The 21,916-nt window shown below is 68.5% G+C and carries 21 protein-coding genes, 2 tRNA genes and 4 pseudogenes; 18 read left to right on the top strand and 9 right to left on the bottom strand.

The window, feature by feature from the left end; genetic code table 11:
• Positions 1-61: 61 nt before the first annotated feature.
• Positions 62-862 (bottom strand): glycerophosphodiester phosphodiesterase, encoded by an 801-nt coding sequence (locus tag MDN94_RS07370; protein WP_482725107.1) that lies wholly within the window; start codon positions 860-862, stop codon positions 62-64.
• A 344-nt stretch (positions 863-1,206) separates the two neighbouring features.
• On the opposite strand from MDN94_RS07370, the gene MDN94_RS07365 reads away from it, so the two are divergent.
• Together MDN94_RS07365 and MDN94_RS07360 are read left to right on the top strand one after the other, a co-directional pair.
• Entirely contained in the window at positions 1,207-2,760 is a 1,554-nt protein-coding gene (locus MDN94_RS07365) for a S1C family serine protease (RefSeq protein WP_482725106.1), read from the top strand.
• Between the two features lie 100 nt (positions 2,761-2,860).
• Positions 2,861-2,955, top strand: a tRNA-Ser gene (locus tag MDN94_RS07360).
• Positions 2,956-3,120: 165 nt separating this feature from the next.
• On the opposite strand, the gene MDN94_RS07355 is transcribed toward MDN94_RS07360, so the two are convergent.
• Positions 3,121-3,453 (bottom strand): hypothetical protein, encoded by a 333-nt coding sequence (locus MDN94_RS07355; protein WP_482725105.1) that lies wholly within the window; start codon positions 3,451-3,453, stop codon positions 3,121-3,123.
• A gap of 639 nt (positions 3,454-4,092) precedes the next feature.
• On the opposite strand from MDN94_RS07355, the gene MDN94_RS07350 reads away from it, so the two are divergent.
• Genes MDN94_RS07350 through amaP form a run of 5 tightly spaced genes read left to right on the top strand, consistent with a single transcriptional unit; the run spans position 4,093 to position 6,523 of the window.
• Entirely contained in the window at positions 4,093-4,524 is a 432-nt protein-coding gene (locus tag MDN94_RS07350) for an Asp23/Gls24 family envelope stress response protein (protein WP_482725104.1), read from the top strand.
• A gap of 38 nt (positions 4,525-4,562) precedes the next feature.
• Positions 4,563-4,790: a hypothetical protein gene (locus tag MDN94_RS07345; RefSeq protein ID WP_037669755.1), complete on the top strand. Its 228-nt coding sequence runs from the start codon at positions 4,563-4,565 to the stop codon at positions 4,788-4,790.
• Entirely contained in the window at positions 4,787-5,233 is a 447-nt protein-coding gene (locus MDN94_RS07340; protein WP_482725103.1) for an Asp23/Gls24 family envelope stress response protein, read from the top strand. Before MDN94_RS07345 ends, MDN94_RS07340 begins: the two co-directional genes overlap by 4 nt.
• Positions 5,230-5,919 carry a DUF6286 domain-containing protein gene (locus MDN94_RS07335; RefSeq protein WP_482725102.1) on the top strand — a complete coding sequence of 230 codons (690 nt, stop codon included), beginning with the start codon at positions 5,230-5,232 and terminating at the stop codon, positions 5,917-5,919. Before MDN94_RS07340 ends, MDN94_RS07335 begins: the two co-directional genes overlap by 4 nt.
• 10 nt (positions 5,920-5,929) lie before the next feature.
• Complete coding sequence (amaP, locus tag MDN94_RS07330; protein ID WP_482725101.1) at positions 5,930-6,523, top strand: alkaline shock response membrane anchor protein AmaP; 594 nt, start codon at positions 5,930-5,932, stop codon at positions 6,521-6,523.
• Positions 6,524-6,614: 91 nt separating this feature from the next.
• On the opposite strand, the gene MDN94_RS07325 is transcribed toward amaP, so the two are convergent.
• The 3 genes and pseudogenes from MDN94_RS07325 to MDN94_RS07315 all read right to left on the bottom strand — a co-directional run.
• Complete coding sequence (locus MDN94_RS07325) at positions 6,615-7,721, bottom strand: site-specific integrase (RefSeq protein ID WP_482725100.1); 1,107 nt, start codon at positions 7,719-7,721, stop codon at positions 6,615-6,617.
• On the bottom strand, positions 7,715-7,921 hold the full coding sequence (locus MDN94_RS07320) for a helix-turn-helix transcriptional regulator (RefSeq protein WP_482725099.1): 207 nt from the start codon (positions 7,919-7,921) through the stop codon (positions 7,715-7,717). The genes MDN94_RS07325 and MDN94_RS07320 overlap by 7 nt, the downstream gene beginning before the upstream one ends.
• Positions 7,918-8,233, bottom strand: a pseudogene (locus tag MDN94_RS07315) (replication initiator); the annotation flags it as partial. The gene MDN94_RS07320 and the pseudogene MDN94_RS07315, both read right to left, overlap by 4 nt.
• Between MDN94_RS07315 and MDN94_RS07310 the strand changes: the two are divergent.
• Positions 8,169-8,975 (top strand): annotated as a pseudogene (locus MDN94_RS07310) (NsdA family TPR-like regulatory protein); the annotation flags it as partial. The pseudogenes MDN94_RS07315 and MDN94_RS07310 overlap by 65 nt on opposite strands.
• On the opposite strand, the gene MDN94_RS07305 reads toward MDN94_RS07310, so the two are convergent.
• On the bottom strand, positions 8,953-9,486 hold the full coding sequence (locus MDN94_RS07305) for an NUDIX hydrolase (RefSeq protein WP_482725098.1): 534 nt from the start codon (positions 9,484-9,486) through the stop codon (positions 8,953-8,955). The pseudogene MDN94_RS07310 and the gene MDN94_RS07305 sit on opposite strands and share 23 nt — an antisense overlap.
• A gap of 394 nt (positions 9,487-9,880) precedes the next feature.
• A complete protein-coding gene (locus MDN94_RS07300) occupies positions 9,881-10,384 on the bottom strand; it encodes a DUF5994 family protein (protein WP_482727024.1) in 504 nt (167 codons plus the stop codon).
• Between the two features lie 291 nt (positions 10,385-10,675).
• On the opposite strand from MDN94_RS07300, the gene MDN94_RS07295 reads away from it, so the two are divergent.
• From MDN94_RS07295 to MDN94_RS07280, 4 genes are all read left to right on the top strand, one after another.
• A complete protein-coding gene (locus MDN94_RS07295; RefSeq protein ID WP_482725097.1) occupies positions 10,676-11,242 on the top strand; it encodes a DUF5994 family protein in 567 nt (188 codons plus the stop codon).
• Positions 11,243-11,246: 4 nt separating this feature from the next.
• Positions 11,247-11,552 carry a hypothetical protein gene (locus tag MDN94_RS07290; RefSeq protein ID WP_482725096.1) on the top strand — a complete coding sequence of 102 codons (306 nt, stop codon included), beginning with the start codon at positions 11,247-11,249 and terminating at the stop codon, positions 11,550-11,552.
• An 11-nt stretch (positions 11,553-11,563) separates the two neighbouring features.
• Complete coding sequence (locus MDN94_RS07285; RefSeq protein WP_482725095.1) at positions 11,564-11,827, top strand: hypothetical protein; 264 nt, start codon at positions 11,564-11,566, stop codon at positions 11,825-11,827.
• 612 nt (positions 11,828-12,439) lie between these two features.
• Positions 12,440-13,681, top strand: coding sequence for a PP2C family protein-serine/threonine phosphatase (locus tag MDN94_RS07280; RefSeq protein ID WP_482725094.1), 1,242 nt, complete (start codon positions 12,440-12,442; stop codon positions 13,679-13,681).
• 342 nt (positions 13,682-14,023) lie between these two features.
• Here MDN94_RS07280 and MDN94_RS07275 read toward each other — a convergent pair.
• Positions 14,024-14,311 (bottom strand): annotated as a pseudogene (locus MDN94_RS07275) (phosphomethylpyrimidine synthase ThiC); the annotation flags it as partial.
• A 194-nt stretch (positions 14,312-14,505) separates the two neighbouring features.
• Here MDN94_RS07275 and MDN94_RS07270 point away from each other — a divergent pair.
• Positions 14,506-14,590, top strand: a tRNA-Ser gene (locus tag MDN94_RS07270).
• A 160-nt stretch (positions 14,591-14,750) separates the two neighbouring features.
• On the opposite strand, the gene MDN94_RS07265 is transcribed toward MDN94_RS07270, so the two are convergent.
• Positions 14,751-15,620 (bottom strand): bifunctional DNA primase/polymerase, encoded by an 870-nt coding sequence (locus tag MDN94_RS07265; protein WP_482725093.1) that lies wholly within the window; start codon positions 15,618-15,620, stop codon positions 14,751-14,753.
• Positions 15,621-15,926: 306 nt separating this feature from the next.
• Here MDN94_RS07265 and MDN94_RS07260 point away from each other — a divergent pair, with 306 nt between their 5' ends.
• The 5 genes and pseudogenes from MDN94_RS07260 to MDN94_RS07240 all read left to right on the top strand — a co-directional run bounded on the left by MDN94_RS07260 (position 15,927) and on the right by MDN94_RS07240 (position 21,832).
• A complete protein-coding gene (locus MDN94_RS07260) occupies positions 15,927-16,232 on the top strand; it encodes a hypothetical protein (RefSeq protein ID WP_482725092.1) in 306 nt (101 codons plus the stop codon).
• Positions 16,233-16,564: 332 nt separating this feature from the next.
• Positions 16,565-17,452: pseudogene (locus MDN94_RS07255) on the top strand (bifunctional MaoC family dehydratase N-terminal/OB-fold nucleic acid binding domain-containing protein); the annotation flags it as partial.
• 626 nt (positions 17,453-18,078) lie between these two features.
• Positions 18,079-19,248: a lipid-transfer protein gene (locus MDN94_RS07250; RefSeq protein ID WP_482725091.1), complete on the top strand. Its 1,170-nt coding sequence runs from the start codon at positions 18,079-18,081 to the stop codon at positions 19,246-19,248.
• A 123-nt stretch (positions 19,249-19,371) separates the two neighbouring features.
• Positions 19,372-19,926, top strand: a complete 555-nt coding sequence (locus tag MDN94_RS07245) for a SigE family RNA polymerase sigma factor (RefSeq protein ID WP_482725090.1) — start codon at positions 19,372-19,374, stop codon at positions 19,924-19,926.
• A 259-nt stretch (positions 19,927-20,185) separates the two neighbouring features.
• On the top strand, positions 20,186-21,832 hold the full coding sequence (locus MDN94_RS07240; RefSeq protein ID WP_482725089.1) for a long-chain fatty acid--CoA ligase: 1,647 nt from the start codon (positions 20,186-20,188) through the stop codon (positions 21,830-21,832).
• Positions 21,833-21,916 lie beyond the last annotated feature (84 nt).

Here is a 21,916-nt window from a genome sequence, read left to right as displayed (position 1 = left end):
CGCCGGTGCACTCCTCGTGAGGCGCCCCGAAGACCGAGGTCCCGAGGCCGGGCGAGCCGGATCAGAGGCGGCCCAGCTGTTCGAGTACCTGCTTGGGACGGTTGGTGATGATGGCCTCCACGCCGAGTCGCGCACAGAGCTCGACGTCCTCCGGCTCGTTGACGGTCCAGACATGGACGGAGTGGCCCGCGCGGTGCAGCCTGGCGACGTAGTCCGGATGATTGCGTACGACGCGAATGCCCGGACCGGCGATCCGCGCACCGGCGGGCAGTCGTCCGTCGCGCATCCGCGGGGACATGAACTGCATCAGGTACACGGTGGGGAGCGTCGGCGCGGCCGCGGAGATCCGGCTCAGGGAGCGGGCCGAGAAACTCATGACCCGGACCGCGGAGTCGGGGGGCGACGCCGGCGCGGCCAGCCCGAACCGTCCCAGCAGCTGCAACAGCCGCTCCTCCACCTGTCCCGCCCAGCGGGTGGGGTGCTTGGTCTCGATGGCCAGCTCGACACGGCGTCCCGCGTCCGCCACCAGCTCCAGCAGCCGCTCCAGCGTGAGCACGGAGGTGAGGGACGGGTCCTTCCAGTCGGGGCTCTCCGCCGCGTCCTTCCACGAACCGAAGTCGAGCGCCGCGAGATCCGCGAGCTCCAGGGCCGAGACCGCACCCCGCCCGTTGGACGTGCGGTTCACCCGGCGGTCGTGGACGCACACCAGATGGCCGTCGGCGGTGAGCCGTACATCGCACTCGAGGGCGTTCGCGCCGTCCTCGATCGCCTTCCGGTAGGCGGCCAGGGTGTGCTCGGGGGCGTCTTCGGAGGCACCGCGGTGCGCGACGACCTGAATGCTGTGCTGCCGTGCTTGGGTCACCGCGTCATGGTGTCATCGCCGCGGGGTAGGCGGCGTGCAGGGTGTCGGACAACGTCCGGTACCGGTGTGGACGCGGTCGGTGAGGAGAGGCGGTCCGTCGGGGAAGACCCGCAGGGCATGACCCGACGGAACGACCCCGGAGGGCGCCGTGGAAGTGCGCCCTTATTGTCGGAAGTAAAGGATTGCCGGAATACACACAGGTCCTGCTTACAGTGGCCTGACGTGCAGTGGGAAAAGCTGGCCGCGGACACCTGCGCAGCGGAAGTCATGACGTGACGTACTTCCGGCCCGTGCGGACCCCGCCGCTCGCCGGAGACCGACGTGGAACCTGAGGAGAAAGAGCTGTGAGCACCGAGAACGAGGGCAACGCGGTCCCTGCCGCCCCGTCCGTACCTCCTGTGCCGGGCGCCGCTCCCCAGGGATCGACGTCTCCAGGGCCCGGAGAGGGGCCGCAGGACGCGGCACACGGGTCCGCCGGTTCCCCCTCTGCTTCTGTCCCCTCCCACTCCGCGCCCCCCGCCCATGAGCCGGCGACCTCCGCGGAGCAGCCCGGGCACGCCCCGCGGCCCGAGCCCGCCGCGGCACCGGCCCACGGTCACGGCCGTAAGCCACCGGCTCCTCCGGCCGCCGCTCCCGAGGGCGCGCAGCAGGCCGGCGCGGACTGGCCCCCGCCGCCGCCCACGTTGCCCCCTTACGGAGGCGGCAGCGGCGGCGGACCCGCCTGGGGCGCACCGGCCCCGGCGCACGGGCCCAGGCGCCGGCGTGCGGGCGGGCTGGCGGCCGGCGTGCTCGCCGCGGCGCTCGTCGCCGGCGGTGTCGGCGGTGGCATCGGCTACTGGGCGGCCGAGCGCGCCGACGACAGCTCCAGTTCCACCACGGTCTCCGCAGCCAGCCCGCAGGACCTCAAGCGCGACCCGGGGACGGTCGCCGCGGTCGCCGCGAGCGCGCTGCCCAGCGTCGTCACCATCGAAGCCAAGTCGGGCGGCGGCGGCATCGAAGGCTCCGAGGGCGAGGGCGAAGGCGGAACGGGAACCGGCTTCGTCTACGACAAGGAGGGCCACATCCTCACCAACAACCATGTGGTCGCCTCCGCAGCCGAGGGCGGCACCCTGGCAGCGATCTTCTCCAACGGCAAGAAGTACGACGCCGAGGTCGTCGGCCGGGCGCAGGGCTACGACGTGGCAGTCCTCAAGTTGAAGAACGCCCCCTCCGGCGTCGACCCGCTGGCCCTCGGCGACTCGGAGAAGGTCGCGGTCGGCGACTCGACCATCGCCATCGGCGCCCCCTTCGGGCTGTCGAACACCGTCACCACCGGAATCATCAGCGCGAAGAACAGGCCGGTCGCGTCCGGCGACGGGTCGAGTGGCAACAACTCCTACATGAGCGCACTGCAGACCGACGCGTCCATCAACCCGGGCAACTCCGGCGGACCCCTGCTGGACTCGCGCGGCGCGGTCATCGGCATCAACTCGGCCATCCAATCCGCGGGCAACGGCGGCCTCGGCCAGACACAGGCCGGCTCCATCGGCCTCGGTTTCGCCATCCCGATCAACCAGGCCAAGACGGTCGCCGAGCAGTTGATCAAGACGGGCCAGCCGGTCTACCCGGTCATCGGCGCGACGGTCGACATGTCGGTCCAGGGCTCCGGCGCCCGGATCACCGAGGAGGGCTCCGGCGGCACCCCGGCGGTGACCCCGGACGGACCGGCGGCGAAGGCCGGGCTCAAGCCGGGCGACGTCATCACCACGTTCAACGGCAAGCCGATCGACAGCGGCCCCACCCTGATCAGCGAGATCTGGACCAAGAAGCCGGGTGACAAGGTCACGATGACCTACGAGCGTGACGGAGAGTCCCGCAAGGTTGAGCTCGTTCTGGGCGAACGCAAGGGCGACAGCTGACCCCGCTCGGCCGGAACTCCCACCGTCCCCGGAACGCTGCTGCGCCCGGCGACGCGGGCCCGGTAGTCTGTAGCCCGCTCCGCAGCAGGTGAGGCGGGGCGTGGGTGGGTTGCCCGAGCGGCCTAAGGGAACGGTCTTGAAAACCGTAGTGACGTGGTGAGAACGTCACCGTGGGTTCGAATCCCACCGCCTCCGCAGGTCAGAGACGTGCTGGTCAGAAGGGGTGCCTCTCGCTGAGGCGCACCCCTTCTGCGTCGGGGTTGTCTCACCTTGATCCGGCTCTGCCGCGTTGTGGATCAGTGCGTGTGGACCAGGCGTGGACCAGCTTGGGCCTGAGCAACCAGGTTGACGCCTGGCTCGCTAGGTCGCGGTTTCCGTGATGAGGACGGTGGCGGTGACCGGGCCGGAATTGTCGGTGGTGGCTGCGTCGGCTACGGCGGCCCGGACGGCGCGGGCGACTTCCAGCGGATGGTGGCCGCGGGCGACCGCGAGCTGGACCTCGATGTGGCGGCCGGGTGGATCGTCATGGTCCTCCACCTTGACCGGGCGGCTTCCCAGCACGGCGGTGAGACGGGCGACGCCTGGAACGGCCGCCGCGATGTCGGCCAGCTCCCTGGTGAGCCCCGGGTTGGGCCCTATTTTGGTCGCCGGCTGCGAGCTTCGCGCGGCTGCACCTTCCGGCGGGGACTTCATGGCCCTCGTTGAGGTTCGCGATCTGTCGACTGTCTCAGGGCCGTCATGGAGATTCGTGACGCGCAAGTCAGCTGTCACGGTAGCCAGGCCGAGCCGTTCGGCGGCCACGTTGAGCAGTGTGCTCCTCAACTGGTCCGCGGTCTCGGGCAGCGGCTGTCCGAGAGATGCTGTGCATGCGGCTTCGATCCTGAGCGGGCCAGGCGGTAGCGCGCTGGCCGGCGGACGGACAGTCGGCTCGGACACGGGCTCGAGCGGTGCCGCCCCGATGCGCAGAGACTCCAGCCGGACACCGGGGATCTCAGCGGCCGCGAGCTCAAGGACCGAGACGGCTGCTTGTTCGGTGATCCATGTCCCGTCGCCGGGCCCACCGAGCGGGAGCAGCCGGCCCAGGTCGAGCCGGTGCCGTACTGCCTGCGTCCACGCCTCGGTTTTCACCGGCCTCTCACCCTCTTTCTTCCATGGCCGCGGTCCTCTTCCTGCCGCAAGTGCGCCCGAGTGTCCGCGAGGGCTCTGGGGCAGGGGCGCTCGTGCCACTCGTTGGAGCATCCCGCCTCATACGCCGGATATCAGGCAAACCTACCAATGGAAATATAGTATGAATAAAGGTGCGAGAGGCCCCCTCTAGAGGGAGGAATGTCGATGACTGAGAACACCGGCGCAAGGTATGGCGGTGCGCCCGGTTCTCGAGGCCGGACGACCATCGCCGATGTGGTGGTGGAGAAGATCGCCGGAATGGCGGCTCGCGACGTGCGCGGCGTCTATGCCCTGGGGAGCGGATTCGCGCGCTCAATGGGATCCATGCGGGAGCGGATGCCCGGTGCCGGCAGTGGCAAGTCCGCCACGCGCGGGGTCAGTGTCGAGGTCGGAGAGAAGCAGGCGGCCATCGATCTGGAGATCGTCGTCGACTACGGCTTCTCCATCACGGACGTGGCCGGTGAGGTACGGGAGAACGTGATTTCCGCGGTGGAGCGGATGGCGGGGCGGGAAGTCGTGGAAGTCAACATCATGGTCAGCGATGTGAAGCTCCCCGACGAGGAGGACGAAGGGGAAGAGCGGCAGCGGATCCAGTAGCCGGGGCGATGCAGTCCGCTTGAGTGAAGGAGCGCGTGATGAGCAGGGCTGTGGTGGGCTTGATTGCCGGGATGGCGCTGGGTTTCGCCGCGTATTTCGGTGACTTCTGGGCTTTCCTGCTGGTGCTGGGGCTGGGCGTCGTCGGACTCGTTGTCGGGCGGCTCATGGAAGGCGATCTCGAACCGGGCGACTTCGTCCGCCGCCGGGACCGGCAGGAGCGGATCCGCGATGACCGGCGACGGGCACGGGGAGACTGGCGGCAGTGACCGGTGAAGCCAAACTGCGGCCGGGCATTCCCCGTGGGGAGCGCGGTGCGATCACCATCGCGGACCGGGTCGTTGCGAAGATCGCTTCCCACGTGGCGCGCGAGGCGCTGAGCCGATTCACCGAGTCGGTCGGCAACGTACCCCCCGGCCGTCGGACGCCACGCGTAACCACTTCCGTGCGGCGGGCACCGGAGCGGGATACCGCAGGACGAGACGCCGAGTCCGCCGCCGGACGGCAGGCGCCGCTCGGCGAGGCAGGGCTGCACATCACCGTCGAGCTCGGCTATCCGTCCGACATCGGGGCGCAGTGCGCCGCGGTGCGCCGGGAGGTTACCGAACGGCTCAGGACATGGGCCGCCATGGAGGTGTCCGACCTTGCGGTATCGGTCGAGAGGCTGCACTCGGTGCATACGCGTCACACGGATCAGGAGAGGGTGAGATGAGCGCGAACACCTGGCGGCAGCCGACCGGTGACAGCGACCTTCCCTCCGAACCCGGACAGGCAGCTCCGTCCGCCGATGGCGCCCCGGGGGCGGGCTCGGGCGCGACGGCGGCGATCGATGAGTCAGGCGGGTCGGCGCGCCGTTTCTGGTCAACGCGGCGGATTCCTGCGGCCGTGGTGGCCCTGCTGTCCGCCGCGGCCATCGGATTGCTCCTGTACGACGTGGTCTCGGTCCGGGCAGGTCGGTCTGCGATGCGCTGGCGGCGGCGGCTCGCCGAGGAACTGGCCACACGGCCACTGGACGACGTCTGGATGATCGTCGGGGCCGCAGTGACGATGGCGCTCGGCCTGTGGCTGTTCCTGCTGGCGGTGACGCCGGGACTGCGCAGGCTGCTGCCCATGCGGCAGTCCAGCGGCATCACCGGGACAGGGGAGGTCCGCGCCGGGCTCGACCGCCGCGCGGCCGCCCTGGTTCTGCGTGACCGGGCCGTGCAGGTGCCCGGTGTCCAGTCGGCACGGGTCGCTGTCGGCCGCCGGAAGGTCAAAGCCCGGGCGCGCGCTCATTTCCGCGATCTCGAGGAGGTCCGCGCGGACCTGGACGCCACGCTGGGCGAAGCCGTGACGTTCTTGGGTCTTGCCCGGCAACCCACGCTGACCGTGCGCGTCCGGCGTCCGAAGAAGGGCTGAGGTGATCCCGATGCTCGGGACGGTGAACCGGGTGCTGCTGGGGCTTCTCGGCCTTGGACTGTTCGCCCTGGGCGGCGGTGTGCTGCTGGGCGGGCTGGATCTGCAGCGCCGCTGGGACTTCGGCATGGCGGGCTGGTGGCCCTTCCGCGGGCCGGACGACGTGGTGCTGGGCACCGAGGGCCGCACCCGGTGGCGGGAGGAAGGCTGGTGGTGGCCGACCGTCATCGCGGTGCTCGCGGTGCTGCTGGCCCTGCTGCTGTGGTGGCTCCTCGCCCAGCGCAGACGCCGCCTGGGCGGGGTCCGCGTCGACAGCGGGGACGGCGCGGCGGCCAGACTCGACGGCCGCACGCTGGAGGACGTGATCGAGGCAGAGGCGCAGGCCTTGGACGGGGTCTCGCGGGCTCATGTACGGCTGACGGGGCGAAGTACCGCTCCCACCGCCCGCGTGCTGCTGTTGCTGGAGCCTCATGCGGATCCAGCGCGGACTCTGGGGCAACTGAGCCGGGAAACACTCACGCACGCGCGGGACTCGGCCGGCCTGGACCACCTCCCCTCGAAGGTCCGACTCAAGGAAGTCCGCCACCACGCCCAACACGTCGCCTAGATACGCCAAGGGCCGACCCGAAGTGGGAATGAGCGACGAAGGCGCCGTCCCACTCGCACAGCTGGGGGGAGGCGCCTTGTCGGGCAAAGAGCTACTCGTCCGCGGATTCTAGGGCGCGTTGGATCTGCTCATTCGCACGCTGCTGGCTTCGGTGGATTGCCTTCGCGTAGAAGCGGAATCGGCACAGGCCGGGTCGCCTTGCGGCCCGCTTCTTCAGGCCGCGCGTATCGAACGACTCGCCCGTATCGGTCCACCCGGAGCCGACGCGGGGCGTGCTCGTGGACAGCAGCACTTCTCCCCAGCCCTCTTCGGGCAAGGTGAAGTCTTCTTCCCGGAGGTTGGCCGCCTCTCCAGGGCGGTTGGCGGCGTAGTACAGGCAGCCGAAGAAGGCCATCAGGTGCCGTCCGCGTGCTCCCTGCTCGCCTCCAGCGCCGATCAGCGCCTTTGCCCGCTGTGGGCCGGGTACGAACCGGAAGTCGATCTCGTCATCAGTTTCGGGCGGTGTCCAATCGACCTTGTCGAGAGGCAGAGCCGTCAGCAACTCCCGTTCCACCGCGTACCGAAGGCAGTTACTGAAGACCGTTCGCTTGCGATTCACCGTGTTCTCGGCAGCGGCCGTGCCGTCCTGCTTCAGCCTCAGAGCGTCGAGCGCCGTGCGCACCACCGAGGGCGTATTGAGCGCGGCGACATCGACGGACTTTCGCCTGATCCAGTCCAGCGCCGCCACGATATCGGTGGGCGGCTCTTCGATGTCGATACGAGGCTTCAGCGTCCCGTCGTCACCGAGGACGAAGCGGTAGACCCAGGAATAAAGGGCGATGCGCAGCACCTTGGAAGCCGGAGCCCCACGGTCGTCCTTGACCAGCTTCGGCGTGATGGTGGCCAGCGTGTCAGCGATGCTCGCGCGGTGCTTGGCAGAGGCGCCGGGCCACTTCATCGCCGCGTACGCGCGCGTATGGGCGTACCAGGTAGTGGACTTGAGCGCTTGCATCTCCGAGGCAGGCAGGCCGGTTTCAGCGTCGAACTGTTCGCGGCTGCGTAGGGCGCCCAGCAGTTCCGAGCGCCGACCGTCAGCCTGGGCCTTGATCTTGTAGCTCTTGGAGAAGGGACGAGGGCCGACCCGCCAGCGGAGCTGATAGGCCGCCACGCGGTCAGGCCGCTTACGGATGCCCCAGATCTGCACGTCGTAGGTCAGCATGCTTCCTGCACCTCACAGGACTCGAACCAGGCGTCGAGGTCGGCGCGGCGTATGCGGATCTGTCCGTTGGGAAGCTTCAGGTGCCTGGGGGCCTGGCCCCGAGCGCGCATGCGGTAGAAGGCGGCGCGGGATACCCCGATCTCAACCAGGGCTTCCCCCAGCTTCAGCGTCTGCCTAACGGCCGCGGTCGAAGTAGTCACAGCCAGGGGTCTCCTTCTGACTTGATGTGTTCGGCTTGGGCGATGTCGTGGCGGGTCTGTGCGGCGAGCAGTTCTTCGCCGGGGCGGTAGCCGCTGCTGAGGTAGGTCCACGAGCAGTCGGTGACGAGGGTGGTGTTCTCGTCGTGGGTGGGGAGGCCGGCCAGGGCGCGGGCGTGGTCGGCTTGAGCGGTGCGCCAGGCCGCGGCGTACGTCGCGGAGTGCGCCGAGGGTGGTGGAGTAGGCGCGGCTATTGCTGGAGAAGTGGCCGCGGAAGCCGAGCATGTGGGCCCACTTCCAGAGCGCCGAGCTTGCACGCCTCACCGGCTGGACACACTTCGACGCACTCCAGTACAGCCAGGCCCGCGCCTACTTCAAGGAGGCGTTGCACTTCGCCAAGGAGATTGGCGACCGGGAGTTCATGGCCAACGTGCTTGCCTGCATGAGCTTGCAAGCCACCTATGAGGACAAGCCGGGGGACGCGTTGGCGTTCGTTGCGGCGGCGCAGGACGAGGCGCGAGCTGCCGCCGGCACTACGCCGCGCGTTCTGTCGATGCTGTCTCTGCGGGAAGCGTTCGCCCATGCCTCACTTGGTAGTCGGACCGCCACCCACGACGCCATCGGTGAGGCGCACCGACAGTTCGAGCAGATCCAGGAGAACGACCCCGATCCGGCGTGGGTGACCTACTTCGACGAGCCGAAGCTCATCGTCGACACAGGCATTGCTCACGGCCGCCTCGGGGAAGCCGCGACCGCAGAACCTCTGATCGCCGACGCATTGCGCAGAGAGAACAGCTCAAACCACCGCGGGCGGGCGTTCCATGCCTTCTGGCTCGCCCGCACACAGCTGAAACTCGGCAAACTCGATCAGGCATGCCAGACCGCGACGGAGGCGCTGGAACCCGCATCATCGGTGGTGTCCGAGCGGGTGTCAGGCCACCTACGCGAGTTCTACGACGAACTGGCGCCTCACCGGCGAGAGCCCGTAGCTGTCGTCTTCGAGTCCCGTCTCCGGGACATTCTCCCCGCGCAGGTCAGCGGATCGCCTCGTCCATGAGCACGTACAGCAGGCCGACGAGAGATCCACTGCTGACGATCTCACGGCGGTCGATCATGCCTCGGATATCCGCGAGCGGGATCCACTCGATGCGGTCGGACTCATTCTTCTCCGTCGGCGGACCCTCGTACGTGGCGCCGTCCGCCCGGAAGACGTGGTGCTGTGAGTCCGTGATGCCGTTGGCGGGTTCAGCGTAGATCAGCGGCTTCATGGACCCTGGCTGCCAGCCCGTCTCTTCGAGTACCTCGCGAGCAGCTGCCTCGGAGGGGGTCTCTCCGACCTCGACAAGGCCCATGGGGAGTTCCCAGGCCCATGCGTCCGTGATGAAGCGATGACGCCACATCATCAGAACCTCGCGACGGTCGTTGACGACAGCGGCGACGGCCAGGTGCCGAAGCTTGACGACGTGGTACTCCCACCGACGCCCATCAGGCTGCTCGACATCGGTCAACCACAGGTTCACCCAAGGGTTCTCGTAGATCGGACGTTCCCCGTGGATCTTCCACTGCATCGCTGCGGCCCCTCTCGAAGTCCCCCTAGCATCGCAGAGCAACGACATACCATGACCGACTTCCAACAAATTCACGTCACACTGACGAATACCCCGCCGGGTGAAACGCCAGCGTCCCCCGGCAAGTGTGCTGGGGGACGCTGAGACGTCAGAAGATCAGTCTGCAATTGGCAGGTACACCCGGTTCCCCTGGGAAGCAAACTCAGCAGACTTGGCCATCATCCCGGCAATAACCTCATCTTCGCTGGTCAGGGGCTCATCGGAGCCGAACCTCTCTGTGATGCTTCTACTGATCTTCATCGAGCAGCAGCTCATCGTGGATTGCAGCCTTACTCATGGAAAGCGGCCTGGAAAGAGGGCCATGGCATGTGCGTCACCTCGTATCGCAGCGTTCCTAGCCCGTCTGCGGGTCTTCTGTGGCGATCGGGCGTGTCCGGCCGATGCCGGTGTCGATGAGGATCTGCTCGGCCGTGGCGTTGTCGGCGCGGACGGCCCGGGCCATCGCTGAGCGTGCCGCGTCAGGCGGCGTGTCCGGTGGGATCACCAGCAGGGAGAAGTAGTCTCGCTCGCCGCGGGTGATGAGGACGGTGTCGTCACCGACAGGGAAGGAGTCGATGTGCACGACGCGGTCGTCGATGACCAGTCGTGTCGGTAGTTCTTCCCAGGCACTGGAGTCCAGGCCGACGCGCGTGACGGGTCCGAGGTGCTCGGTCAGCGCGGTGACGAGGCTCGGCAGCTCGGCGCCGATTTCGCGGGAATGCGGCCACCACGCACCGTCGAGAACCCCTTGACGGGCATGTGTCGTCTCCAGCCGCAGGAGGGCTGTTCCAGGTTTCACGGCATGGTGAATAGCGTCCGGCAGAAGCTTCGCTTCACGCGGGGTGTCGGCGTCGGACATGGTGTGCCACCCGTCTTCGGGGTTCGGCATGCGCTCGCTGATCGCCTGGGACGAGGTCTGGGCGGCTGCCGGTTTCACCGTACTCCGTGTGCCCGGGTACAGCCCACCCGCTCGCCGCAGATCCCCGAGTTCCCATCGAAGGTCGCTGGTCACGCGCGAGTTCAGCAGACCATACCCGGAGTACAGTGGAACCACCGGGAGTACTTCGCACACCGGCTCTCATGCCGGTGTCGTTCTCGGCGAGCAACAACACCGGGACGCCGACACGAGCCCCGGGGACAGGTCCGCGCCATGACCGCGACCATCGACCGTGTGACTATCAGTGAACTTGCGACCTCACCATCGGCCCGTCTGTCCGTGACGGCGGGGTCCGCCCATGGTCTCCTGGACGGCGCCTGGTGGCCTCGCTCCCGCGATCTTTCCCGTGAACTCCCTGCCCTCGTCGCCATACTGGACGCCCGTTGGGGCCGGATCACGCGTGTGACGGTGAACCCGACGCACTGGCCCATGATCCCCCGCAAGGTGCCCGCCGCGGGACACACGGTGCACGTCGGCTGGTTCGCCGATGAGCAGGACCCGCACAAGCTGATTCTCCTCTCCTACACTGCGGGCCGCTGGGACCTGCTGGTGATCCCGCCGGAGACCGACGCGGCTGCCGCCGCCCGGCTGATGGCCGCCGCTACAACCCCCGGCGGGCTCGCCACCGCCAGCGCTCTGATGACGAACGAGGACACCTGCCGCGAGGCGGAGGAGGCGCTGGACCGGGAAGAGGAGTGGGAGACCGACGGTGGGCGAGCCTCATCTGCGGCTGAGGACCCGCATCCGACCGGGCCCATGAGCTCCGCCCGAGGGATGTGAGGTCATGGAGATCGCCATCACCGTGTCTGTGATCATGGCCCTGATCATCATGGGAGTGCTGCTGATTCATCTGCTCAACGGCCAGCACGACCAGCGGATAGCAGCATTCCACTACGGCGACGCCCTGCCGGGAATCGGACGGCGGAGGCGGAAGAACCGACGGCCGGCAGAGCCTGCCGGAGCCCCGACGTCATCACCCGCCACTCACGATGAACACCGCGACGTGGCCGCGGAAGACACTCGACCTTCCCCTGACCGTGCCGGTGGGCGTGGCGCCAAGCGTCCGCCCACCGGCACATCGGCCCGATGAAAGAGGCCACCGTGAAGCCAACGCAACAGCCCCCCTCGGACGGGCGGGCCGAGGTGCGCATCGTCGCCGCGTCTCCCGAGGCCGCCCGTCGGGTCGCAGAGGCACTCCGTCAGTTCTTCGCCGCCACCGAACAGCGCAGCTACCCCGCCGGTAGCGACGGCGGAACCCGCCTCCACCTCACGGTGGACACCATGCACGCGGCAGAGCCGGCACAGCCTTGGCTGGTAGCCAGTCGTTCCTCCGCGCAGGACCGCACACAGACGGACGAAGTCTGAGGTAAGGACCCTCGTCGGCGCCCGGCAGGAGTGGGCAGCAATCATGGCAACACTCCATGAGCGGAAGAACTACCGCGAAGCGATCTGGAGGAACCTGTAGGAGGCCACAGAGGGCACACGCCTCCTTGGCACAGCTGCGCACCGACCTTCAGCTGCGCATCGACCCCACATGCCTGAGCAGGACCTGGCCGCAGCCTGTGCGTATCTCGCGGGCGACGGGCTCATCACGGTCGGCTGGACACAGAAACAGACCCGCACTGGGCACGCTGACGCACCACGGAATCCGCGAGGAACGCGGCTGACACGGCGCCGAGCCTTTCCGATCAAGGAACGTATTATCTGCAAAGTTCCTTATGTCAGATAAGCGGCATAGGCATATTATTGTGCATGGGTCGGCGCACTTCTCACGTGCGACCGGCCTGGATGAGCGGCCCCGGTGTGTAAACGCCGGGGCCGTTGCGCACGGTCGACACGACGGTATTGATCGAACGGATCCTGGCAGCAAGGCATCGAAGCCCAGCACACGGCTGCCCCGGGCGACCACTCGTTTGGAGACAGCCGGCGCGGCAGGCGAACGTGAAAGCAGGGCTGGTGACGTGAAAGGGCGCGGCTATGGTGGAGGGCGATCGGCAGCCCGGCAAGGACAGGGTGGACCGGTCGGAGGGGTTCGGTGAGCGGCTGTTGGGGGTGCTACTGGACCGGGCACACGAGATGCCGCCGCAGCTGATCGCCCCGCTGATCGCGGAAGAGGTGGCCCGGGTCGGTGGCCGGGACATCTCGATCCTCCTGCAGGACTATGCACAGCTCCTGCTCATGCCGCTGCCGGGCAAGGGGCTGAGCGTCGGTGAGCCTGAGCCGATCGGTGGTTCCCATGCCGGCACGGCATTCCTGAACGCGGCCCCTGTCGAGGTACCGCAGGCCGATGGCGTTCGGATGTATCTGCCATTGCTGGACGGTAGCGACCAGGTGGGAGTGTTGGTTCTCACCCTGGAGACCGTCGATGACGACGACCGGCGTCTGCTGCGCAGGCTCGCCGGGCTGATCGCCGACATGCTGGTCACCAAGCACAGCTACACCGACCAGTTCTTCCTCACCCGGCGCCGTGAACCCATGAGCGTGGCCGCGGAGATCCAGTGGTCTCTGCTCCCGCCGCTGGTGATGTCCGTCCCCCAAGTCGCGGTGGCCGGAATCCTGGAGCCCGCCTACAACGTCGCCGGCGACAGCTTCGACTACGCACTCAACGACGACATCCTGCACATGGCCGTACTCGATGCGATGGGCCACGGCCTCAACGCCGCCACGATGGCCACCGTAGCCATCGGCGCCTACCGCCACTCCAGACGGGCCGGTATCGGCCTGCCCGAGATCTATGCGTTCATGGACCGGGCCATCGCCGAGCAGTTCGGCCCCGAACACTTCGTCACCGCGCAGATGATGCGTCTGAACATCGCAACGGGCCACCTGCAGTGGGTCAACGCGGGTCACCCCGCACCACTGCTGATCCGCAACCACCAGGTCCTGCGCCGGCTGGACGCCCCCACCACCTTCCCGGTCGGCTTCGGCGGTGAGAAGCCCCAGGTCAGCGAGCAGATGCTTCTGCGCGGCGACCGGGTGCTGTGCTTCACCGACGGCCTGATCGAAGAGCACGAAGCCGGCGAAGAGGAGTTCGGCGAGGAACAGCTCATCCACTGGGTCAACCGCATCCAGCAGACCGGGGAGGGAGTGCGGGCGGTGGTGCGCTCGCTCTCCCACGCCCTGAAGGAGGAACGGGGCGGGAGCACCAGTGACGACGCGACCCTGTTCCTCGTCGAGTGGCGCGGGGGCGCCGCCGACCACCTCACCATCCTGGAGTGAGCCGATAGCCGCCCCATCGTCGAAGGAGCCGACGCGCGCAGGCCCGCGGTCCGAACGGTCAGAGCTCCGGAACCTGCGAGGCACACAGGCCGAACTCGCTGAACGATCGGGGCGAGGCAACACGTTCGTCGTGCCTGGTTTGTTCAGCGGTTCATGGACGGTGACCTGGAGCTCGGCGACTTGCCCGGTCCCGCGAACGCGTCGGCCGGCCCCCGGTGACAGTAGCCCCAGTCAGAGGTCGCCGCCCGGCCGCGCCACCAGACCTTTCCTGCCGCAGCTCGTTCGTGAGAGACGACAGCGTCCCCCGGGTCGCATGCCAAGGGACGCTGAGACGTAAGAAGATCAGTCCGCGATAGGGAGGTAGACGCGGTGGCCGGCCTCCGCGAACTCCTTCGACTTGGCGAGCATGCCCGCTTCAACGTCATCGTCACTGGTCATGGCGAGATCCGGGGCGAACCGCTCTGTGATGCTTCTGCTGATCTTCATCGAGCAGAACTTGAGACCGCACATCGAGCAGAAGTGCGCGGTCTTCGCCGACTCGGCCGGCAGCGTCTCGTCGTGGAACTCCCTGGCCGTGTCCGGGTCGAGGGCCAGATTGAAGTGGTCCTCCCGCCGGAACTCGAAGAGGGCGGCGAGGCATCGGTGCTCCATCCGTGTGGGCTACTACCCTTGACGGTACAGAGACCGCATGCGCCGTGTGGAGTGCTACAGGTGAGGAAGTACCCGGGAACGGAGCCAGTGGACCCCGTGTGGACCACGGACCCCGCGCAACGCCCCGGCCCGGTAGTCTGTAGCCCGCTCCGCAGCAGGTGAGGCGGGGCGTGGGTGGGTTGCCCGAGCGGCCTAAGGGAACGGTCTTGAAAACCGTCGTGGCGCGAGTCACCGTGGGTTCAAATCCCACACCCACCGCTTGCAGGTCAGAGGGCGCGGCTCCGGTTTCGGAGCCGCGCCCTCTGCGTTCACCTTGTCTCGTCCTGCGCCGACGGGACCGGCTGGTGGTGGTGGCTGAAGCGGTAGGGCAATCGCCGGCACGCCACGAGATGCCGGGACGGTTCCTGGCAGGCTGCGGTCAGCGGATGCCGCGGTTCGACGTGAGGCGGTCGGCGGAGGCGATCGTGGCGCGTGCCTCACGTTCAGTGAGGCCGGCCCGGACCGCCGCGTCGGTGAGGGCTTCCGTCAGGGAGTCGCCGAGGCCGTTCTCGTAAGCGCGGCATGCCGCCCAGAACAGTCGGGTGTTGCGCTGCCCCTCCTGCGCCGCGAGTACGAACTGGACGAGGCCGTGCCCTTGACCGTGGGGTGAACCGGCGACGGAACGCGTGCGCGCCGGGGGCGTGATCAGGCGCAGGAGCGCACGCGGGCACGGCGCCGGCGCGAGGTGGGCCGTACCAGGGGCGATGCGATACGCGCCACTTGCGGTGACCGAGCCGGGGCCGACGAGATATCCGCCCGTGCCGCGGACGTCTATGCCGGGGGCGAGCCGGCTCGCCGAGTTGGGGACGACGGTGTCGGGCGGCCCGGTCAGCCAGAGGTGACGACCGCCGCTCGGTGTGAGGACGGTGACCGTCTCCGGGATGGTGAACAGGTGGCGCAGCGCCAGGTGCTGCAGTTCCGCCATCGAGTCCGTCGAGGACTTGACGTCGAGATCGATGCCGATCAGGTGGTGCGGCGGACGACCGCAGGCGATGCCGTAGCCGGTGGCCCAGGGCGCGGCCGCGAAGAGGGCGCGTACAGCAGCGAGGTCGGCGGTGGCGTCGTGGACCCCATGGCCGGGGAGACCGCATTCGCCCCGGCACAGCACCGGTTGCGGGTCGCCGCGGTGGGGGGAGCGCAGGGCGGGGAGCTTCGTCGCGGACAGCGGGATGACGGGGAGCCCGCGCTCGGCGGCGGAGAGGGCGTGGGCGAGGGCCAGGGTGGCGGTCTGCCGGTCGGTGATGGCCATGGATCCATTTTCGTACAGACGTTCGAAGAAGGGAAGGTGGGAATATGGCGCAAAAGTTGCCGAATCGTATCGCCTCTTGCGGCACCCGCCTCTGAAGCGGCGGCGCCAATCGGTCGATCTTCGGGCATGGAGATGGTTTATCGACAAGTCATCACGCTTGCGAGCGAACCGCACCTACCGGGGCGATTGGTGGTGGATCGCGTGGGCAATTCTGATCTTGCGACGTCGTGATCGAGTCGGGAGCGGCAGGCCAACCGCCCCGGAATCCGAAGCACTTGTGCAGTTCCGGTACATGGAGGAAATGACATGGCAAGCATCCGTTCCGCCCGCGTTCTCGCCGTAGCGGCCGCCCTGCCTCTCACCGTCGCGCTCCTCGGCGGGGTGGCCCACGCCCACGGCGGCGGCTTCGGGGACGACGGGTCGAACGTGTCGGTGGCGACCATTGCAGGCAGCGGCGTCGAGGGCGCCAACTTCGGCGACTCGTCCACCACTCAACAGGTGGCGACCGGATGGGGGGCGAGCAATCGAAGCAATACCGCCGGCGCCGGCGGGCTGGGCTTCACGGTCATCGACCAGGACAACGTCACCGTGAATTTCTGGCCTCTTTGGTGACGGCCGGCCCGAGGGGAGCGTGAGCTGGGGGACGACGACCGTCTGGGCGGCGGCGCTTGGGGGCGCCGTCGTGCAGATGGGCTCGAGGTGGGGCGTGACGGCCCGAGGGCGTGGGGGCGTAGCCGGGCCGTCCGGCACATGACCTTGACAGAAGTAGAGAGCTGACGGACAGTCAGATCCAGTGGTTCACATGTATGCGGGAGACCGGCGGAGCGCAGGGAGGAGGCAGCGGGCCATCACGGGCCGCGCAGCTCAGCACCTCGGGGCGGGGGTAAGTGAGGTGCAGCCGGGGATCGTGGCGACGATGCGACTCGCGCGGAGGAGGGGGAGAGGTGACCGACGTTCTGTACGCACGGTTGAAGACGTACGAAGGGCGGGGCGCCACCCTCCCCGGCGTGGGCAAGGACCTGGTCAACGAGCCGATGATCAGGCATTGGTGCGAGGCGATGGGGGACAGGCACCCTGCCTACGCCGGGGCGGACGCCGTCGCTCCACCGGCGATGCTCCAGGCATGGACGATGGGCGGCCTGTCGGGACACACGGGCCGTAACGCGGCGCATGACGAGCTGTTCGAGCTGCTCGACGAGGCCGGTTGCACCTCGGTGGTGGCCACGGACTGCGAGCAGGAGTATCTGCGGCCGTTACGTCCGGGCGACCGAATCACCTTCGACTCGGTGATCGAGTCCGTTTCCGAGCGCAAGACGACAAAGCTGGGGACCGGCTACTTCATCACCACGCGGATGGACGTGCGGGCAGGAGGGGAGCCGGCAGGGAAACACCGCTTCCGGATCCTGAAGTACGCACCCAGGAACCGGAAACCGAAGGAAGGCCGGCCGCGTCCGGTGATCAATAGGGACAATGCCGGCTTCTGGGAGGGCGTGGCAGACCGCCGGCTGCTGATTCAGCGCTGCGGCGGATGCGGAAAGCCGCGGTTTCCCTGGTTGCCGGGATGCGGTGCCTGTGGCTCTCCGCACTGGGACACGCTGGATGCTTGCGGCTCGGGAAGCGTTTTCTCCTATGTGGTCATGCACCATCCGCCGTTTCCGGCGTTCGACCCGCCGTACGCAGTGGGGCTGATCGAGCTGGCCGAGGGTGTGCGGATGGTCAGCAACATCGTGGGTGTGCCGCCCGACAAGGTGCGCATCGGTATGCCGGTGGAGCTTGAGTTCCTCGGTGTGGGCGGGGAGTACGAGCTTCCGGTCTTCCGCGGCGTGCCGGGTGCGTCGGCCGAGACGGACTCCGCGAAGCAAGACGTATTTCCGGACATGGCCCCTGACCCGGCGGCCGGCCCCGGTCCGGCCCTCGCCCAAGACCACCGCCCGGCCCTCGCCCAAGACCACCGCCCCGTCGCCGACACAACCCCAGGCCCGGCTCCGCACCCCGCTCCCGCCTTGGCCACCCGCCCGGATCCGCCCGCCGCTCCGGCCTCCGCCACCCGCCCGGATACGCCCCCTGCCCTGCGGGTCGGCGTGGCCCTGCCTTCGCTGGTCGTTCCCGTCACCCGCACGTTGATCGTTGCCGGGGCCATCGCCTCACGCGACTTCCAGGATGTGCACCACGACGCGGAGATCGCCAAGGAGAAGGGGTCGCCGGACATCTTCATGAACATCCTGACGACCAACGGCCTGGTCGGCCGGTACATCACCGATTCCCTCGGGTGCCGCGCCGTCCTGCGGAAGGTGTCCATACGGCTCGGCGCCCCCAACCATCCCGGAGACACGATGGTGCTGAGCGGCACGATCGGCGCGTTCGACGGAGCGACCGCCGAAGTGCGGGTCGTCGGCGCCAACAGTCTCGGCAACCACGTCACCGGCACGGTGACGGTGACGATTCCGGAGGCCGCCGTATGAGCATTCGGGAGAAGGACGCGCTCGGCGGACGGGCGGCCGTCGTCGGTATCGGGGCGACGGAATTCTCGAAGAACTCCGGCCGCAGTGAGCTGAGGCTCGCCGCCGAGGCCGTGCGCGCCGCGCTGGACGACGCCGGCCTCTCGCCCGCTGATGTCGACGGCATGGTGACCTTCACGATGGACACCAACCCGGAGGTCACGGTCGCGCAGGCCGCCGGCATCGGTGAGCTCTCGTTCTTCTCGCGGGTCCATTACGGCGGCGGCGCGGCCTGCGCGACCGTGCAGCAGGCTGCACTGGCGGTTGCCGCGGGCATCGCGGAGGTCGTCGTCTGCTACCGGGCGTTCAACGAGCGTTCCGGACGGCGCTTCGGCTCCGGCGTGCAGCACAGGGAGCCGACCGCGGAAGGTGCCGCGCTCGGATGGAATCTCCCGTTCGGGCTGCTCACGCCCGCATCCTGGGTGGCGATGGCCGCTCAGCGCTATCTGTACGCCTACGGGCTGACGCCGGAGGCGTTCGGCCATGTCGCTGTCACCGGCCGCCGTCACGCGGCCACCAACCCGGCCGCGTACTTCTACGGCCGCCCCATCACCCTGGAGGATCACGCCGCGTCCCGCTGGACGGTCGAGCCGCTGCGGCTGCTGGACTGCTGCCAGGAGACCGACGGCGGCCAAGCGATCGTCGTCACCGGCCTCGAGCGCGCACGCGACCTGCGGCGGCCGCCGGCCGTGATTCTCGCCGCCGCCCAGGGCGCGGGCAGAGCCCAGGAGCAGATGACCAGCTTCTACCGCGACGACCTCACCGGCCTCCCCGAGATGGGCGTCGTCGCCCGGCAGTTGTGGCGGACCTCGGGGCTCGCCCCGAGGGACATCGACGTGGGGATCGTCTACGACCACTTCACGCCGTTCGTGCTCATGCAGCTCGAGGAGTTCGGCTTCTGCAAGCCCGGCGAGGGGGCCGCGTTCGTGGCCTCGGACGTCCTGCCGCTCAACACGCATGGAGGGCAACTGGGAGAGGCGTATCTGCACGGGATGAACGGCATCGCCGAGGCAGTCAGACAGCTTCGCGGCACGGCGGTGAACCAGATACCCGGTGCGGCCAGGGCTCTGGTCACCGCGGGCACTGGCGTGCCCACCTCAGGACTGGTTCTCGGGGCCGACGGTGAGTAGCCCCTGAGGGTGTCCTCCACCTTCAGGAGGTGCAGCCCGAGGCGCCCCTACAACCTGAGGGGGACAACGCTTCGGGACCTGGGGCCGATCCGCGACGGCGGGGTGCGCTCCTAGCGTTGAGCCATGACCACGCCAGTCTGTACGAGCGCTTCCAAGGCCGCCGCGCCGGTGCCGTCGTACACGCCCTACGCCTCGTTCTCTTCGTACGTGCAGGCGAGGGGACCCGTGCTGCTGCGCACCGCCCGCTCGCTGACGTCGAACGTGAGCGATGCGGAGGATCTGCTGCAGACGGCGCTGACCAAGACGTATGTCGCCTGGGAGCGGATCGAGGACCACCGGGCGCTCGACGGCTACGTCCGCCGGGCTCTGGTGAACACGCGGACGTCGCAGTGGCGCAAGCGCAAGGTGGACGAATTCGTCTGCGAAGAGCTGCCCGAGCCGGCGACGGTTCCACTCACCGACCCGGCCGAGCAGCAGGTGCTGCATGACGCGATGTGGCGCGCGGTGATGAAGCTGCCGGACCGCCAGCGAGCAATGGTCGTGCTCCGCTACTACGAGGACCTGAGCGAAGCGCAGACGGCGGAGGTGCTCGGGGTGTCGATCGGTACGGTCAAGAGTGCCGTGTCCCGGGCGCTGGGGAAGCTCCGCGAGGATCCGGAGCTGTCACCGGTCCGCTGACGACCGGTCCCTGACGACTCCCGTACGGCGGCACCCCCTCCGGCAGGCTCCCTCCCGCCTCCCCCGCCTCCCCCGCATCCGCCGCCTCCCGCGCCCCTGGCCGCCCGGCTCTGGCCGGTTCGTGTGCGCTGTTGTGCGGTGCTGCGCGGGGATGTACGACGATTCATTACCTCCGGGTAGTGACATACCGCGTGGTATGTGCGCAGAATCTTCCCACCTTTTCTGCCACGTAGCGCAACGCGCCCACCGGGAGGACGCCGTGCTGAGCACCATGCAGGACGTACCGCTGACTGTGACCCGCATCCTCCAGCATGGGATGACGATCCACGGGAAATCGCAGATCACCACTTGGACCGGGGAGCCCGAGCCGCAGCGGCGCAGTTTCGCGGAGGCAGGCCGACGGGCCACCCAGCTGGCCAACGCCCTGCGCGACGAACTCGGCATCGACGGTGACCAGAGAGTCGCCACCCTCATGTGGAACAACGCCGAGCATGTGGAGGCGTACTTCGCGATCCCCTCCATGGGCGCCGTCCTCCACACGCTCAACCTGCGGCTGCCCGCCGAGCAGCTGGTCTGGATCGTCAACCACGCCGCCGACCGCGCCGTGATCGTCAACGGCTCACTCCTGCCGCTGCTGGCGCCGCTGCTGCCGCATCTGCCGACGATCGAGCACATCGTCGTCTCCGGCCCGGGTGACCGTTCCCTCCTCGCCGACACGGAGGCACAGGTCCACGAGTACGAGGAGCTGATCGCCGGCCGCCCGACCACGTACGACTGGCCCGAGCTGGACGAGCGGGCCGCCGCGGCCATGTGCTACACCTCCGGCACGACGGGCGACCCCAAGGGCGTCGTCTACTCCCACCGCTCGATCTACCTGCACTCCATGCAGGTCAACATGGCCGAGTCGATGGGTCTGACCGACAAGGACACGACCCTGGTGGTCGTCCCGCAGTTCCATGTGAACGCCTGGGGACTCCCGCACGCGACGTTCATGACCGGCATCAACATGCTGATGCCGGACCGTTTCCTCCAGCCCGCCCCGCTCGCCGAGATGATCGAGCGGGAGAAGCCCCAGCACGCCGCTGCGGTCCCGACGATCTGGCAGGGCCTGCTCGCGGAGGTGACCGCCAACCCCCGCGACCTGAGCTCAATGACGCAGGTCACCATCGGCGGCGCCGCCTGTCCGCCGTCCCTCATGGAGGCGTACGACAAGCTCGGCGTCCGGCTCTGTCAGGCCTGGGGCATGACGGAGACCTCCCCGCTCGGCACCATGGCCCACCCGCCGGCCGGTCTGACCGCCGAGGAGGAGTGGCCGTACCGCGTTACGCAGGGCCGCTTCCCGGCCGGCGTCGAGGGGCGGCTGGTCGGCCCCGGCGGCGACATCCTGCCGTGGGACGGTGAGTCGGCCGGTGAGCTGGAGGTGCGCGGCGCCTGGATAGCGGGTGCGTACTACGGCGGTGCGGGCGGCGAGGACTTCCGGCCCGAGGACAAGTTCAGTGAGGACGGCTGGCTGAAGACCGGCGACGTCGGTGTGATCAGCCCTGACGGCTTCCTGACCCTGACCGACCGGGCCAAGGACGTCATCAAGTCGGGCGGCGAGTGGATCTCCAGCGTCGAGCTCGAGAACGCCCTCATGGCACACCCCGAGGTGGCGGAGGCGGCGGTCGTCGCCGTACCCGACGACAAGTGGGGCGAGCGGCCGCTGGCGACCGTGGTGCTGAAGGAAGGTTCGACCGCGGACTACGAGACGCTCAAGACGTTCCTCGCCGGCAAGATCGCCAAGTGGCAGCTTCCGGAGCGCTGGGCGGTGGTCCCGGCGGTGCCGAAGACCAGCGTCGGCAAGTTCGACAAGAAGGTCATCCGCCGGCAGTACGCGGACGGTGAGCTCGACGTCTCCGAGCTGTAGGAGATGGCGCTGCGGGCCACGGCGCTGTAGAAACGCGGCTCTGAAGAACTGTGCCGCGGGACGCGGGGCCGCAGGCCACGGAGC

This window comes from Streptomyces sp. WAC00040, from assembly GCF_056835925.1.
This window is presented reverse-complemented; position numbering and strand designations above follow the sequence as displayed.

Excerpts from the sequence above, each read along its gene's own strand:
- MDN94_RS07325 (WP_482725100.1), bottom strand. The coding sequence starts at position 7,721 with ATGCTGACCTACGACGTGCAGATCTGGGGCATCCGTAAGCGGCCTGAC.
- MDN94_RS07305 (WP_482725098.1), bottom strand. The coding sequence starts at position 9,486 with ATGCAGTGGAAGATCCACGGGGAACGTCCGATCTACGAGAACCCTTGG.
- MDN94_RS07295 (WP_482725097.1), top strand. The coding sequence starts at position 10,676 with ATGACCGCGACCATCGACCGTGTGACTATCAGTGAACTTGCGACCTCA.
- MDN94_RS07265 (WP_482725093.1), bottom strand. The coding sequence starts at position 15,620 with ATGGCCATCACCGACCGGCAGACCGCCACCCTGGCCCTCGCCCACGCC.
- MDN94_RS07345 (WP_037669755.1), top strand. The coding sequence starts at position 4,563 with ATGAGCAGGGCTGTGGTGGGCTTGATTGCCGGGATGGCGCTGGGTTTC.
- MDN94_RS07355 (WP_482725105.1), bottom strand. The coding sequence starts at position 3,453 with ATGAAGTCCCCGCCGGAAGGTGCAGCCGCGCGAAGCTCGCAGCCGGCG.
- MDN94_RS07300 (WP_482727024.1), bottom strand. The coding sequence starts at position 10,384 with ATGTCCGACGCCGACACCCCGCGTGAAGCGAAGCTTCTGCCGGACGCT.
- amaP (WP_482725101.1), top strand. The coding sequence starts at position 5,930 with ATGCTCGGGACGGTGAACCGGGTGCTGCTGGGGCTTCTCGGCCTTGGA.
- MDN94_RS07335 (WP_482725102.1), top strand. The coding sequence starts at position 5,230 with ATGAGCGCGAACACCTGGCGGCAGCCGACCGGTGACAGCGACCTTCCC.
- MDN94_RS07350 (WP_482725104.1), top strand. The coding sequence starts at position 4,093 with ATGACTGAGAACACCGGCGCAAGGTATGGCGGTGCGCCCGGTTCTCGA.
- MDN94_RS07280 (WP_482725094.1), top strand. The coding sequence starts at position 12,440 with ATGGTGGAGGGCGATCGGCAGCCCGGCAAGGACAGGGTGGACCGGTCG.
- MDN94_RS07260 (WP_482725092.1), top strand. The coding sequence starts at position 15,927 with ATGGCAAGCATCCGTTCCGCCCGCGTTCTCGCCGTAGCGGCCGCCCTG.
- MDN94_RS07245 (WP_482725090.1), top strand. The coding sequence starts at position 19,372 with ATGACCACGCCAGTCTGTACGAGCGCTTCCAAGGCCGCCGCGCCGGTG.
- MDN94_RS07250 (WP_482725091.1), top strand. The coding sequence starts at position 18,079 with ATGAGCATTCGGGAGAAGGACGCGCTCGGCGGACGGGCGGCCGTCGTC.
- MDN94_RS07290 (WP_482725096.1), top strand. The coding sequence starts at position 11,247 with ATGGAGATCGCCATCACCGTGTCTGTGATCATGGCCCTGATCATCATG.